The sequence below is a fragment of the Paenibacillus helianthi genome, from assembly GCF_001909055.1.
Lineage (GTDB): Bacteria > Bacillota > Bacilli > Paenibacillales > Paenibacillaceae > Paenibacillus_AQ > Paenibacillus_AQ helianthi.
On the sequence record NZ_LVWI01000081.1, the window covers coordinates 19,877 to 34,107 of the forward strand.

Genomic DNA, 14,231 nt, shown 5'->3' on the forward strand with positions numbered 1-14,231 from the left:
AATGTGCGGTCATGGCGGAATTGGCAGACGCGCTGGCTTCAGGTGCCAGTGATAGCAATATCGTGGAGGTTCGAGTCCTCTTGACCGCATCACCTTACAAATATGGTTCGTAGTTGCTTAGGCAATTATGGACCTTTTTTACGTGGATTGGAGACTTAAGCTATTGCTCATGACTTGAGCATGGGCATGATCTTGTTCTTCAAGAAAAATGAATGGAGAGCATATTCCAATAGAATAAGAAAAAAGTATAACCAAAGCTCAGGAGTGCCAGCAAATAACGGCCGTACATAACAAGCCGGTGCTGAGCAGGATTCGAACGATGGAGGCTCGCAGTCCTAACAACAAGGGCGATCGCAGCGGCGGAAGCAAGAAAAGGCAGCGAGGAGAAGCCCCAGGCATACCATGCCGGGTATCCGAATGTCATTACTTGTGAGTTCCCATACAGGAATTGGCCTATCAGGAAGACTGAAAAGACTGCCGCGATACATCCCACATGTCCGGGACCGTGTGGTCTCTTGCGCAGCATCAATCGCAGCAGGCTTCGAGCCAGAGCAATAATTGTGATGAAGATCCACAACAAGCCAACACCTGCGTAGACGGCAAGGAGGGTGGAGGGTTGCTGTACAAACGGCGGCTCTTCCTTTATGGTTACCCCTTGGATAAAGGTCAGCTTCCAGGGGCCGTGCTGTCGATGGAACCAGATGAAGTCTCCGCTGTCCTTGTCACGAAACAATCCTGTTCCTGCAGGAATATAGGTTTTGGTTTGCTCCGATCCACTTCCTTCGGGAAAGACTCCATTAACCAGCAGCGACTTCCCGGTGCTTTGCACTTCAAAGTTTCTTCCGCCCAGCCATCTAAACCATTTGCCCCAGCCATGCTGAGGCCCCAGACCGATGGTGTATGTCCGCACATATTGCTCCAGATCGGGGGAGGGGGTAGAGACAATTGGAGCAGCCTGTTTTTGTTCCTCCGGCAGCAGGCGGACAATGGCATCTGTCACTTGATCGCGAAGAGGCTTTCCTGATGAGACTGCGTTGCTCACAACAAATATACCAAGTCGATACTTGGGTATAAGCTCCATCTTGGCAGAATAGCCATCGATGTCGCCTGTATGCGACAGTGAAAGCAGGCCACTTTTTAAGCGGTTTCGAAATAAGCCGTAGCCTACGCCCTCCACATCCGGATGCTCTGTAAACTGCCTTGCCTGCATTTCATTTATGCTGGTCCGTTTTAGAATATGCTGTTCCCGGTAGCCTCCTTCGTTCAACAAAGCCATCATGTAGTGAGCCCATTCATCAGGTATCACACTGAGGGCTCCCGCCCCCGGCAGATTCAAGTAAGAATAGGGGATTTCCTGATACTTTCCCTTCTGATACTGATAGGATTTGGCCATGTTCCTGTCGTTCTCCTGATGCAGCAGGCTGGCACTTGGCATTTGAAGAGGATCGAATAAGCTATGTTTCATATAAGTCTCAAGTGTGCCTCCCGTAACCTGTTCGATGAGGAAGCTGGCAAGCCCCACTCCGGCATTACTGTAAGCATATTCTGTCCCAGGCTCCCGAACAGGAGGTTGCTTGTCGAGATATTGCCGCAAAAAACTCCCAGCCGGTATAACCTTGTCCGGTGATTGCGCTGCCAGATGATAGATAGCTTCATCCAGGCCAGCCGTGTGAGTCAACAACTGGTGCAGGGTAATGGGGTGATTCTTGTAGAGGGGCACCTTGAAGCTGGTCAGATAGGTGTTAATATTCTTATCCATGGACAGCTTCCCTTGCTCTTGCAACTGCATGACTGCTGCTGCCGTGATGGACTTGGTGAGCGAGCCGATCCGCATAACTGTCTGAGCGGGATTAACAGGAATCTGCTTCTCCATATCGGCATAGCCATAGCCTTTGCTGAATACAATGCGATTGTCCTTCGTCACTACGACAGCAGTGCCTGGAATATGATCGGCCTTCATGATTCCGCTGAGGAGCGGAGTCAGAGTCGCTTCCAGTCGTTCCTGCGTCATTGCGTCATCTCCGCTGGCTGCTTGCGCAGCAGACACCCCTCCGAAAATACTCATCCACACCATAACAGAAATACTTACTACAGATTTCAAATTCACTATCAGAACCTCCCAGACAGATATGTGCAAGTCTTCTGGAATAAGAATAAGGGAGCATTCTTTCAGAGCCATGTCGCCAATCTTACAATAACCTTAAATCGCTGAAAACAGCCCGGGATATGATAAACTAATGGTCATGGAAGCTGGATGAATGAGGAGGCTGGGATGTGCAGCGAACGGTACTGCTCGTCGATGACAACCCGGAAATTGTAGAGCTGTTGAGACTTTTTCTGGAAAAGGAAGGACTGCGCGTTATAGAAGCCTATAATGGCGCTCAAGCATGGGCATGCATTCAGCAGGAGCCCATTGATCTTGCCGTGCTTGATATTATGATGCCTGAGCTTAGCGGTGTTCAATTGCTGCAGTTGCTCCGCACGGAATACAAGCTGCCGGTAATATTGCTGTCTGCCAAGAATCAGGATAGTGACAAGATTCTTGGCCTTCGTCTTGGAGCCGATGATTTCATCTCCAAACCGTTTAATCCCTTAGAGGTTGTGGCCCGGATTCATGCAATGCTTAGGCGTACATATGACTTAAATGAACCGGTAGCACTTGGTCAGGAACCTCCGGCGCAGAGCAGTATCGGTGAGCTGACGCTTGACCATGGGGACTGCGTGTTATACAAGTCAGGGCGGGAGATACCGTTGACCGCAATCGAATATAAGCTGCTGTCCACGTTTATGAACGCGCCGGGGCGCATTTTTACCAAGAAGCAATTGTTTGAGCAGGTCTGGTCGGAACAATACTATGAGGATGCCAACACCATTATGGTCCACATCTCCAGATTGCGCGATAAGGTGGAGGAAGCTCCGAAGCAGCCCGTGTACATTCGCACGATCCGGGGACTGGGGTACAAGTTTGCCAAAAAGGATGATTTCCGCTGAAAAAAACAAAGCTGATCTCCAAGCTGATCCGATCCTATGTTTATTTTGCCCTTACTTTGGGACTGGTTGTTGTAGTCTTCCTGATGCTGGTTATTGACTTGAACAGCCAGACTATTGAGCTGACATTACCCCTGCTGCTTCTGCTGCTTGCGCTGTTTGGCATGAGCATTTACATATACGGCCTCTGGACGGCGAAACGGGTTACCAGGCCACTGGAGCATATCGCAGAAGCCATAGAGAGAATGGGCAAGGGACAATATAACGAGCGTCTCCCTATAACGGGGGATTATGAGTTCTCGGTAATTCAGCACCGGTTTAATGAAATGGCGGAGTCCCTGGAACAGGCGGAGAAGGAGAATCGCAGGCTGCAGGAAGGCAAGCAACGGATGCTGGCCGATCTGTCCCATGATCTCAAGACACCGATAACAACCATACAGGGTTATGCCAAGGCATTCCAGCTGGGGCTGGTTGATAATGAGGAAAAGAAAGAGCGGTATCTGCAGCTCATGTACAATAAGGCAACTCTGGTCACTGAGCTGATTGATGATCTGTTTAGACTTTCCAAGCTGGAGCGTCCGGACTATCCTGTGTTGTTGGAGCAGGGAGATCTAGCAGAATTGCTGAGAAAAATTGCGGCTGATTATTATGATCCCTTTGAAGAAAAGGGTATGGCTATGGAAATGGATATACCCCCGGGTGAGGTATTAGCCAATTATGACTCTGCTCTCATGGGTAGAGCCATAGGTAACCTGCTGTCCAACGTTCTCCTGCATAACCCTGAGGGTACAGAGGTCTTTATCGCACTTGAAGAATTGGCTGATGAAGTAGTGATAACGGTTCAGGATAACGGTGTTGGGATCTCTGATGAGCTGAAGGATGTAATTTTTGAGCCCTTTGTACGTGGAGATGCGGCCCGGCCGGGAGATGGGGGAACCGGATTGGGGCTGGCTATCACCAAGCAAATCATGGAGCTGCACAGAGGTGTGCTAAGACTTGATAACCGGAACGGCTTGACCGTATTTGAGCTGGTTGTCTGCAAAAAGCTCAGTGCCGGGGAGTAAGCACCGGGAGTCAAAAACGAGACTGTTACACCAGAAGCATCTTTTCCGAAAAAAAGGTATACTAGGATTAGTTTCAGTCCCCACTTTCACAGAGGAGGCTCTATCACTTGACCGACATACTCTTTAAGCATCTATTTTTGCGGTCCTCTATAGGGTTCGCAGTAGTCTCCACGAAAGACGGTACCATGATTATGGCGAATCCCGCGCTCTGCAGTATGTTCGGGTATTCGGAAGCAGAAATGATGAATCTCCGTTACCTGGATATTGCGTACCCGGAGGATAAGCCTGCTGCTGATCATGATATGATCATGCAATATTTGCTGCGCAGTCCCGGTGCGGCTGTAAATAAAGAGAGACGTTTTGTGCGCAAGGACGGCAGGATCATTTGGATTGCATTACATATTTTCTTAACGTTTGATGAGACTACCGGTGATCCTCTTCACCTAATCGCCGAATTGACGGAAATTACAAGCCGTAAGCTCGCCGAGAAAAAGATTGAGGAGGACCGGCTGCTCTATAATCTGATTACGCAGAATACACCGGATATGATTTCCTTTGCGGATGCGGACGGAACGGTACGCTACGTGTCTCCATCCGTTGAGAAGCTGCTTGGTTACCCGATGGAAGAGGTGATCGGCAGGAAAAGACCGGATTTCTATCATGAAGAAGATGTGATAGAAATGACTGAGCACGGGAAGGCATACTCTGACAGTGATGTGTTTACCCGCCGGGCCCGGCATAAGGATGGGCATTATCTGTGGCTCGAAAATTCATTTCAGGTGATGCGTGACAGCGATGGGAATGTAGAGCAGGTACTGACTATTGCCCGTGATATCACAGAACGCAAGAAATATGAGAATATGCTGGCAACTGCCCAGGCGCTGGGCCAGATGGGTTCATGGGAATGGGATTCCCCAAGCAGGCAAATGACCGTTTCGAAACAGCTGCGGTTAATTTTTGATATGTGCGAAAATGGCGAAATTGGCACGCACAGCCATATTGATTATTTGCAGCTGTTAGCCCGCGTGGTTCCAGAGGACCTGGCGCAGCTGCGGGTGGAGCTGCACAAGACATTGAAGTCCGGGGTTAATGGTCAATATGTGTTTAGAATTGAGAACGAGAAGGGCGAGCGCAGGGTTATTTATACCTACTGGGAAGTCGTGCTGGATACAGCAGGTAAAACCTTACAGGTGAATGGGATTGTACAGGATATCACCGAACGCTACCGGATGGAGGAGCAGCTTCGTGAGAGTGAGCGGAACTACCGGCTGATTTCTGAGAATTCATTGGATTTTATCTCCCGGAATACCACGGACAGCGAGGCTGCTTACCTGTATGCATCGCCAGTTTGCCAGCCTATGCTAGGTTACACACCAGAGGAGCTGGAAGGCTCGAGTGGCATGCAGTACGTTCATCCGGATGATGTTGACAGAGTTCATTCTTATCTGCAGAAGAGCATGGAGGGCAGCAAGCTGGAGCCAATCAATTTCCGCTTCTTGTGCAAGGATGGCTCTTACTTATGGGTGGAAACGACGCTGCGCCATATCAGTGCAGGCCCGGGTGGCATGGCCGAAATGGTCTGTGTCACCCGCAATGTGTCCGAGCGCAAGCAATATGAACTGAAGCTGCTGGAAAGTGAGAACCGTTATAAATCCCTGTTTGAGTATAATCCGTCCGCGATCAGTGCGATGGATCTGGATGGGCATATCCAGTCACTGAATGCCAGTCTCCAGCAACTGAGCGGCTATCCGCGCGGGAGTCTTCTGCATTCCAGTTACAGCGAGATTATTGACCCGGAAGAGCTGGATTTTGCCCAGGAACGTTTTGAGCAGGCAGCGCAAGGATTACCTCAGACCTTTGAGAGCAGACTGATCCACAGGGGAGGTTATCCGGTTGAGGTCAGCGTGATCTATGTGCCGATTATGGTGAACAGCCAAGTCGTGGGTGTGTTCGGTATTACCAGCAACATCACAGAACGCAAACGCCATCTGCAGCAGATTGAGAAGCTCAGCTATGAGCATGCGCTGATTCTGAATTCGGTCTCCGAAGGTATCTTTGGTATGAATCTTGAGGGCGAAACGATGTTTATTAATCCGGCTGCATCGACGATGCTGGGGTATGAGCCAGGTGAACTGGCGAGGAATATTAAGCTGCATACCGTGGAACAGACATGGCTGGACGCCGAACCGTATACCAACGGACGGAGGTCACTATCGGACTCCCTCGCAAGCTATCTCTCTTACGAGGACAAGGAAGGGGTGTTCTGGAGACAGGACGGTTCCAGCTTCCTGGTGAAATACCGCATGTCTCCATTATTTGATCATGGGGAACGGAAGGGGGCGGTTGTCGTCTTCCGGGACATTACGGAAGAAAAGGCTATTGTAAGGGCAAAGGAATCAGCGGAGCAGGCAGACCGGGCCAAGTCGGAATTCCTGGCAATCATGAGCCATGAGCTGCGTACGCCGATGAACGGAATTATTGGCATGGCGGATCTTTTGGCTGGAACTGAGCTTGATGAAGAGCAGGAATACTATACACAAATTATCAACAAAAGCAGCGAGACCTTGCTGCATATTCTGAACGAGGTGCTGGATTTCAGCAAGATTGAAGCCGGGATGATGACGCTGGATCTGCAGACAGTAGATCTGTCCCAGGTGCTTCAGAATGTGACCGAGCTGTTTTATCCAAAAGTCAAGGAAAAGGGCCTGCTGCTTCATACTGAGCTGGACCCGGATTTACCGCTACTTGTGGTGACGGATGAGGCCAGGTTGCGCCAGATTCTGGTGAATCTCCTCGGCAATGCAGTGAAATTTACCGAAGAGGGCGAAATTCACATTACTGCGAAGCTGCAATCCATTGCTGATACCGGTGATCTGGTTGTTAAATTCACTGTGAAAGATACAGGAATCGGCATTCCGCAGGGCAGCCAGGGCCTTCTGTTTCAGTCCTTTTCCCAGCTTCACCCCTCGATCAACCGCAAGTATGGCGGCACAGGACTTGGCCTGGCGATCAGCAAAAGACTGGTGGAACTGCTGGGCGGAATGATCGGTGTAGACAGCAGCGAAGGAGAAGGGGCGGAATTCTTTTTCACTATCCATGTTTTCCTGCCGCTGTCGGAACTTTCCTATGACCAACTCTCCATAAGTGCCGCTGGTGCGAGTAATGAGAAGAATGCAGGGGACAGAACCTCCTCGGAGGGTGAATACGGTCCGTTGTCTATCTTGATTGCTGAAGATCACCCGGTGAATCTGCAATTGCTTCAGGCTTACCTCAAAAAGCGCGGATATTGCGCCGATGTGGTGTTGAACGGGGAGAAGGCTGTTGAAGCGGTGCGCTCGCATCATTATGATCTGGTATTCATGGATATTCAAATGCCGCTCATGGACGGGATTGAAGCGACCAGCATCATTCGCCACGAAATGGGGCAGACTCCGGTTATTGTTGCTGCAACAGCTTTTGCCCGCAAAGAGGACAAGGAGCTGTGCCTTAGAGCGGGTATGCAGGACTTTATCTCCAAGCCGATCTCACCGGCTGAAGTAGATAGAGTGCTGCGGGAATGGTCCGCCCATATCCACAGATAAGGAGTGTTTTTTTGAAAAGGGGCTTGTGAATGAGAGGGCTTGTGTATGGGCTGTTTGCAATACTGTATCTGTTGACCACATTCTTCGGCCTCGGTCCGGTGCTGTTCGCCGACGGCTCCGCCAAAGAGCGGACGCTCACCCTAATCGTGGTTCTTGTGATCTATGCGGCGATTACAGTCTGGCTGCGGATCATCCTGAAGAGGCTGCGCAGGCGTTGACACGTGAAGATTTTAAAGGCTGCGGTTATTTAGCCACGTGTCCGGATTCGTGGATCTCAGCCCAGGCAGCCACCGAGTCAGCATTGGTATAGACATAGGGAGTGGAGGGGGACGGAACCGGAACAATGCTATCGGGTATTATTTTTATGACTTCCTTGCCCTGATAAAACGACATATGGAGCTTGCCCCGAACCTCAATCCAGGTATCGGCCGGCAGGCTTATTTGCGTTGCGGGATCAAGGAGGATGCCCAAGGGAGTTGCGTCTGCCGTACAGCACTGCACCAGGAAGCGGCTAACCGCGAACGCCTTTTTGGCCCCTTTTCCGTTCTCCTGGTATAGAAATCCGGTCACAGTTATCGATTTGCCCTCAAATTGCGGTTTGTACAAGTCGATAGCTCCCAGGGTTTCCGAAAAAATCTCCGGATACACCTGGATTACAGGCTGCGCATACAGCTTCCCGGCGAGCTCAGCGAACTCCTCCAGGTAAGGACTTGCGGCATTGAATTTCACATGCTCAGCGGCTTCCTCGGCAATGTAGGATAAGGCGATACCTTTCTTGGCCGCTGCCTCGCTGCCTAGCGAACGGTCGGGAAGCAGGAAGCCTAACAGCAGCGGGAACAAAAACAGGCTGTACAGCATAGCGCTGCCCAGTCCGGATCGCGGCAGGCGGTGCTCACAGTCGCAGAGTAGCGTGCTTTTGCCGAATAACGCCTGGATTCCGAGACTTAGCGCCATCAGTGCCAGCGGTACCGGACAAAGGCGAATCCAGCGTGCCAGCTTGGGGGCGACATAGTAATGCAGCGCATCTTGCTGAACCAGGTGCCCGATATAGAGCGCGAAGAGCAGCAGGACCAGCGACCTGAATCCATAGTGCAGCCGGATGCTCCGGGAGTCATTCATATGCGGACCTCCTGAACGTTCTTGAGGGTATCATAGCCACAGCGAGGCTAGAACGGAAGCGATAAACACAGCTGAAAAGATCAGGAAAAACAAATAAAAAGCAAATTTGGTCTTGAATAGCGAGAGCAGCATCAGCGAGTTTTTGAAATCGAGCATCGGTCCCAGCACCATAAAGGCAAGCAGGGAGCCGCTGGGAAATGTATGCAGAAAAGTAGAGGCCACAAAGGCGTCCGAGGTAGAGCATAGCGAGAGCACATACGCCAGCCCCATCATGAACAGATAGGAGCCCAGCGGCTTCCCGCCAATGGCGGCCAGGCTGCCTTGATCCATGAAGGTCTGAATGCCGGAGGTGAGCAGACACCCGATGATCAGATATTTGCCCATTTCAAAAAACTCCTCCGACGTATGCACGAATACAGCAACCAGTTTGCCGCCGCGCGTACTGCGCTCATGGATTTCTCCGCCCTCCCGGCTGATCGAAAGCCGGAGCGGTGATTTGCGGACGGTGGCATACACCACCAAACCGATCACGGAGGCCACGAGAAAGGCCAGTCCCATCCGCGCATAAGCCAGCTCCGGATGGGCGCGGAAGGCCGTCAATGTGGCCCCGTAGACCACTGGATTCAGGATTGGACCCGACAGGATGAAGACGATGGCCACGTATAGCGGCATCCCTTTGTGCATCAGGCGGCGGACCAGCGGAATCATCCCGCATTCACATACAGGGAAAAGAATGCCAAGCAGGCAGCCGAACAGGATCGCCGGGACCGGCCGCCGCGGAATCCAGCGTGAGATCATCTCATCCGGTACGAATACACGGAGGAGTGAAGAGAGCAGCGCGCCCAGAAGGACAAATGGCAATGCTTCCAGCAAAATGCCGATAAATCCGGTTTTGAAGGCTACGGTATAGGCGTTGTCCAGCATCAGCGGGTGACCCGGAAGCCAGAGGACACCCGCTGTAATCAGGAAAGCGGCAGGAATCAGCAGGGGCAGCATTTTGAGCGGTGAAAGGGTGCTCAAGGCTGCTGGAACAAGGCGGACCAGCGGTCTGTCAGCTGCTTCTCGTCCAGATGTAGTCCGATGAATACCAGATAAGGCTGGCCGGGATAGCGCGAGAACTCCCAAGTGCAGCGGTTTCCTGCGTATTGGACCAGTTGGACCCCGTCCTGCCCGGCGAGCCGGACATGCCCCTTGGCTCTCACCAGGCTGTCTCCCCATTCACGGAAAAAGCCCTCAAGCTGCTCCATCCGGATTCCGCTTGCCGCTTCTGGTGGAAAGGTCAGTGTCACCGCAGCTACTTGCGAATACGAGGCCTGCTGGGCAGATTCCGGTTCCTGCACAGCGGTTGCTCCTTGTCCGCCGTGGAGACTATTCATCCGCTTAAGTGTGGTGCCGTTCATATCACTGCGCCCGCGCTGTGGTCCTGAAGTATGCTGTTCACGGGGGATGATCCCTGCCAGCAGCGGAGTGAGATTGATTTCGCTGTAATGTGTAAATACGATCTCGGATTCTGCATTATGACGGCTGGCCATTTTTTCAATCCGCCATAGGGTTTCCGGTTCCACGAGATCGCTCCTGTTGACAATAATCAGATCAGCACTGGACAGCTGGCGGCGCAGTGTCCGTACAAGCTGCTTGTCGGCGGAGAAGCGGCTGCCATATTCCAGCACATTCTCCGCATCCAGCACGGTTATGGAGTAGTGCAGCTTCAGCCGCTCGCTAAGCGAAGGCTCCAGCAGTGATTTGGCGATTTCCTCGGGATCGGCAACGCCGGTAAGCTCGATGAAGATCACATCCGGCCGACGTGAGAGCAGCAGGCCCAGCGTTTTTGGAAGTTCCTCCTTGCGGCTGCAGCAGACGCAGCCGTCCAGGAGCTTTTCCACAATGGTGCCGCCATGCTCCTGCAGAATGTAGCCATCGACATCCTTTTTACCCAGTTCATTCATTACAACGCCGGGATTCAGACCTCTTGCTTTACTCGCCTTAAGCAGCGTGAGCAGCAGAGTTGTTTTGCCGCTCCCCAGAAATCCGCTCAGGATGATTACCGGTATCTTCATGTTTCTCCCTCCCGCTACATTCCTGCTATTGCAAGAATCATATTTTCATAATTCCATCTATACGTAATGGATCTGCCAGAAAGACCACAAATCTAAGAGAGTTGAAATTTTTTGGGATTGCTGTTGACATTGAGCAGAACAAACCTGTAGAATGTTTAAATCGTAAACATTACGATTAAATAGAAAGGAGCTGATGTTAGTGAGAGTTATCGTGACACTGGCCTGTACAGAAACCGGCGACCGCAATTACACCACCACCAAGAATAAGAAGACTCAGCCGGGCCGAATCGAGATGAAGAAATACAGCCCCCGTCTGAAACGGGTTACGCTGCACCGTGAGACCCGATGATCTACGGATCGTTGTAAGACAAGCTGTAAACCTATAACATCTCAGGCGAGATTAAGGAGATAACCTATGAACCCCATTCCTGTTACCGTGCTCAGCGGATACCTGGGCTCAGGCAAGACTACATTGCTTAATCACATCCTTCACAACCGGGACGGCCTGAAGGTGGCCGTAATTGTGAATGACATGAGTGAAGTCAATGTGGATGCGGGCCTGGTGAAATCAGGCAACACTCTTTCCCGGACGGAGGAGAAGCTGGTTGAAATGTCCAATGGGTGCATTTGCTGCACGCTGCGCGATGACCTGCTGCGTGAAGTGCAGAGTCTGGCGGCGGAGGGGCGTTTCGATTATATTCTGATCGAGTCCTCCGGCATCAGTGAACCTGTGCCTGTAGCCCAGACGTTTACCTATGCCAATTCTGAGTTAGATATTGATCTGACTGCTCTGGCCAGACTTGATACTATGGTTACCGTAGTCGATGCCAACCGCTTCTGGCATGATTTTGCTTCGGGCGACAGCCTGATTGACCGTGGAACTGTTGCCGGCGAAGAAGATGCACGCGATATTGTCGATCTGCTTATCGATCAGATTGAAACCTGTGATGTCCTGCTCTTGAATAAATGTGATCTGGTGGAGGAACGGGAGCTGAACAAGCTGGAATCTGTGCTGCGGAGACTACAACCTGCCGCGAAGATCATCCGTACGGTTAATGGTGTGGTTGATCCCGAAGAGATTCTGAATACAGGACGGTTCGATTTCGAACGAACCAGCATGTCCTCCGGCTGGATTGCGGAGCTGAACAAGGAGGAGCATACGCCGGAGACGGAAGAATACGGTATTGGTTCCTTTGTGTACCGCCGCAGAGCGCCCTTTCATCCGCAGCGGCTAAGCTTCTTCTTCAGCAATTGGCCAGAAGAAGTGGTACGGGCCAAGGGGCTGGTATGGCTGGCGGCCAAAGGTGACCTTGCCGCAACGATTAGCCAGGCGGGACCCTCGATCCAGTTCGGCCCTGCAGGCTACTGGCTGGCAACGCTGCCTGAGGAGCAGCAGCTTGAAGTACTTGCCACGGAGCCCGATATGACAGCCAGATGGGACGAGCGCTGGGGCGACCGCATGAATGAGGTCGTATTTATTGGCATCGGTATGAACCGGGCGAATATTGAAGCCCGGCTGGACAGATGCCTGCTGACCACCAGTGAGATGCAGCAGGATTGGAGTAGCTTCAATAACCCGCTGCCTTGGCCAGCCGGGGAAAGGGTTGCAGCCTTGGAGTAAGCAGACTTGAACCACTCCCAATGGGAGCGGAATCTAGAGCTGGAGCTTGAAGTCATAGAATGAGCCGGGATCATGAATCTGTGATTCCGGCTCTTTTGTATGAGAATAACCTGACCAGTAGAGCGGGCGAAATATGACGTTGATTTATCAATGGTTAGTGACTCTAATCATAATTATTACGATTAATTATTCATTTTGTATTTACAAATCGTAATTATTACGATAATATCATTGGAGTTAATACGTAATTATTACGAATAAACCCGTCCGAAACAGACGCGAAGTTATAAAGGGAGGGGATACGCCGTGATTTTATCATCCATGAAGAATGTGGTGTTCGGCTACGGACATGAGCCGGTCATTGACAACCTGTCGCTCGATATTGAAGCCGGACAGTTCATCGGGATCACCGGTCCGAACGGAGCAGCCAAAACCACACTGCTCAAGCTTCTGCTCGGTCTGCTTCGGCCTTGGAGCGGAACCGTTTCTCTTAACAAGGAGATGACGGAGGGAGGGAAGCTTGTCATCGGCTATGTTCCGCAGCAGGTCGCATCCTTCAACGCCGGATTTCCGAGCAAGGTCATCGAGCTGGTCCGGTCCGGCTGCTATCCGCGGCTGGGGTTGTTCGGACGTTTTACGAAGGAGCAGGAGGAGCTTGTGGAGCGGAGTTTGCGGCAGGTGGACATGTGGGAATACCGGAACCGCAGGATCGGGGAGCTGTCCGGCGGGCAGAAGCAGCGCATCTGCATCGCACGGGCACTGGCCCAGCAGCCGCAGGTACTGGTGCTGGATGAACCGGCAACAGGCATGGATATCGGGAGCCGCACCGGATTTTATAAGCTGATGCGCCATTATGTGAGCAACCACGGCCGGACGGTCATTATGGTCACACACGGTCTTGAAGAGACTAGTCCCTATCTGGACACCACGATTAGTCTGGAACGAAAAGAGCAGGAGGGCTGGACATGCTTGGTTACGAATTCATGCAGCGCGCATTTTGGGCCGGGGGCCTGATCGGCATTATCGGTCCGCTGCTGGGTGTATACCTGATGCTGCGCAGGCAGGTGCTAATGGCCGATACGCTATCTCACGTGTCGCTTGCCGGCGTAGCGCTGGGTTCAGTGCTGCAGCTGAATCCGGCGCTCAGCGGATTTGCAGTGGCTGTGGCCGGCGGCCTTGTCATTGAGCAGCTCCGCCGTTCTTACCGTACATACAGTGAGCTTCCGGTAGCGATCATTATGACCTCAGGCCTTGCGCTGGCGGTAGTACTGATGAGTCTGAAACAGAACCTGAGCCGGAGCTTTACCTCCTATCTGTTTGGCTCCATCGTCGCCGTCAGTAATACCCAGCTGGGGCTGATAGCTATAGTGGCTGTAGTGGGTCTATTGTATTTTATTCTTCTTCGACGTCCGCTCTATAGCCTGACCTTTGACGAAGAGACCGCCTCGATCAGCGGTGTTCATACCGGCTTGTTGTCATTTTCATTTGCTGTACTGACCGGTATGACGGTTGCAGCGGCAATGCCGGTTGTCGGCGTACTGCTCGTATCCGCGCTGATTGTCCTTCCGGCGTCCATCGCTCTGCGGATTGCATCCGGTTTTACCGCCGCTATTCTGATTTCGGTCAGTGTTGGCCTTGCGGGTGTTTTCAGCGGCCTGACCGCTTCTTATTACATCAACACACCGCCCGGAGGTACGATAGCCCTCATTTTATTATGCTTTCTTTTGGGTGCCATCTCCTTTCAGAAGCTGTTGGCAATCCGAAGACGCCGCAATGTCCGTAAGTCTACATAAAAAAGGAG

The 14,231-nt window shown here is 51.8% G+C and carries 12 protein-coding genes and 1 tRNA gene; 9 read left to right on the forward strand and 4 right to left on the reverse strand.

Annotated features, from left to right (window positions below):
* Positions 1-5 precede the first annotated feature (5 nt).
* Positions 6-89 (forward strand) — tRNA-Leu (locus A3844_RS27125).
* A 110-nt stretch (positions 90-199) separates the two neighbouring features.
* On the opposite strand, the gene A3844_RS27130 is transcribed toward A3844_RS27125, so the two are convergent.
* Entirely contained in the window at positions 200-2,107 is a 1,908-nt protein-coding gene (locus A3844_RS27130; RefSeq protein WP_167374751.1) for a serine hydrolase domain-containing protein, read from the reverse strand.
* Positions 2,108-2,274: 167 nt separating this feature from the next.
* On the opposite strand from A3844_RS27130, the gene A3844_RS27135 reads away from it, so the two are divergent.
* The 4 genes from A3844_RS27135 (at position 2,275) to A3844_RS27150 (ending at position 7,851) form a co-directional block, all read left to right on the forward strand.
* Entirely contained in the window at positions 2,275-2,991 is a 717-nt protein-coding gene (locus tag A3844_RS27135; protein ID WP_074109077.1) for a response regulator transcription factor, read from the forward strand.
* An 83-nt stretch (positions 2,992-3,074) separates the two neighbouring features.
* Entirely contained in the window at positions 3,075-4,052 is a 978-nt protein-coding gene (locus A3844_RS27140) for a HAMP domain-containing sensor histidine kinase (protein WP_244169868.1), read from the forward strand.
* Positions 4,053-4,159: 107 nt separating this feature from the next.
* A complete protein-coding gene (locus tag A3844_RS27145) occupies positions 4,160-7,633 on the forward strand; it encodes a PAS domain S-box protein (RefSeq protein ID WP_074109079.1) in 3,474 nt (1,157 codons plus the stop codon).
* Between the two features lie 29 nt (positions 7,634-7,662).
* Positions 7,663-7,851, forward strand: a complete 189-nt coding sequence (locus A3844_RS27150; protein WP_074100999.1) for a DUF6954 family protein — start codon at positions 7,663-7,665, stop codon at positions 7,849-7,851.
* Positions 7,852-7,876: 25 nt separating this feature from the next.
* Here the strand turns inward: A3844_RS27150 and A3844_RS27155 are convergent, their stop codons facing one another.
* Genes A3844_RS27155 through A3844_RS27165 form a run of 3 tightly spaced genes read right to left on the reverse strand, consistent with a single transcriptional unit; the run spans position 7,877 to position 10,809 of the window.
* On the reverse strand, positions 7,877-8,752 hold the full coding sequence (locus tag A3844_RS27155) for a TIGR03943 family putative permease subunit (RefSeq protein ID WP_074109080.1): 876 nt from the start codon (positions 8,750-8,752) through the stop codon (positions 7,877-7,879).
* 30 nt (positions 8,753-8,782) lie between these two features.
* Complete coding sequence (locus A3844_RS27160) at positions 8,783-9,772, reverse strand: permease (protein ID WP_143192173.1); 990 nt, start codon at positions 9,770-9,772, stop codon at positions 8,783-8,785.
* A complete protein-coding gene (locus tag A3844_RS27165) occupies positions 9,769-10,809 on the reverse strand; it encodes a CobW family GTP-binding protein (protein WP_074109081.1) in 1,041 nt (346 codons plus the stop codon). The genes A3844_RS27160 and A3844_RS27165 overlap by 4 nt, the downstream gene beginning before the upstream one ends.
* Before the next feature lie 199 nt (positions 10,810-11,008).
* Between A3844_RS27165 and rpmG the strand changes: the two genes are divergently transcribed.
* The 4 genes from rpmG to A3844_RS27185 all read left to right on the forward strand — a co-directional run bounded on the left by rpmG (position 11,009) and on the right by A3844_RS27185 (position 14,223).
* On the forward strand, positions 11,009-11,158 hold the full coding sequence (gene rpmG / locus A3844_RS27170; RefSeq protein WP_074086058.1) for a 50S ribosomal protein L33: 150 nt from the start codon (positions 11,009-11,011) through the stop codon (positions 11,156-11,158).
* A gap of 66 nt (positions 11,159-11,224) precedes the next feature.
* A complete protein-coding gene (locus A3844_RS27175) occupies positions 11,225-12,430 on the forward strand; it encodes a GTP-binding protein (protein WP_074086059.1) in 1,206 nt (401 codons plus the stop codon).
* A 306-nt stretch (positions 12,431-12,736) separates the two neighbouring features.
* Entirely contained in the window at positions 12,737-13,444 is a 708-nt protein-coding gene (locus A3844_RS27180; protein WP_074109082.1) for a metal ABC transporter ATP-binding protein, read from the forward strand.
* On the forward strand, positions 13,390-14,223 hold the full coding sequence (locus A3844_RS27185) for a metal ABC transporter permease (RefSeq protein ID WP_074109083.1): 834 nt from the start codon (positions 13,390-13,392) through the stop codon (positions 14,221-14,223). The genes A3844_RS27180 and A3844_RS27185 overlap by 55 nt, the downstream gene beginning before the upstream one ends.
* Positions 14,224-14,231 lie beyond the last annotated feature (8 nt).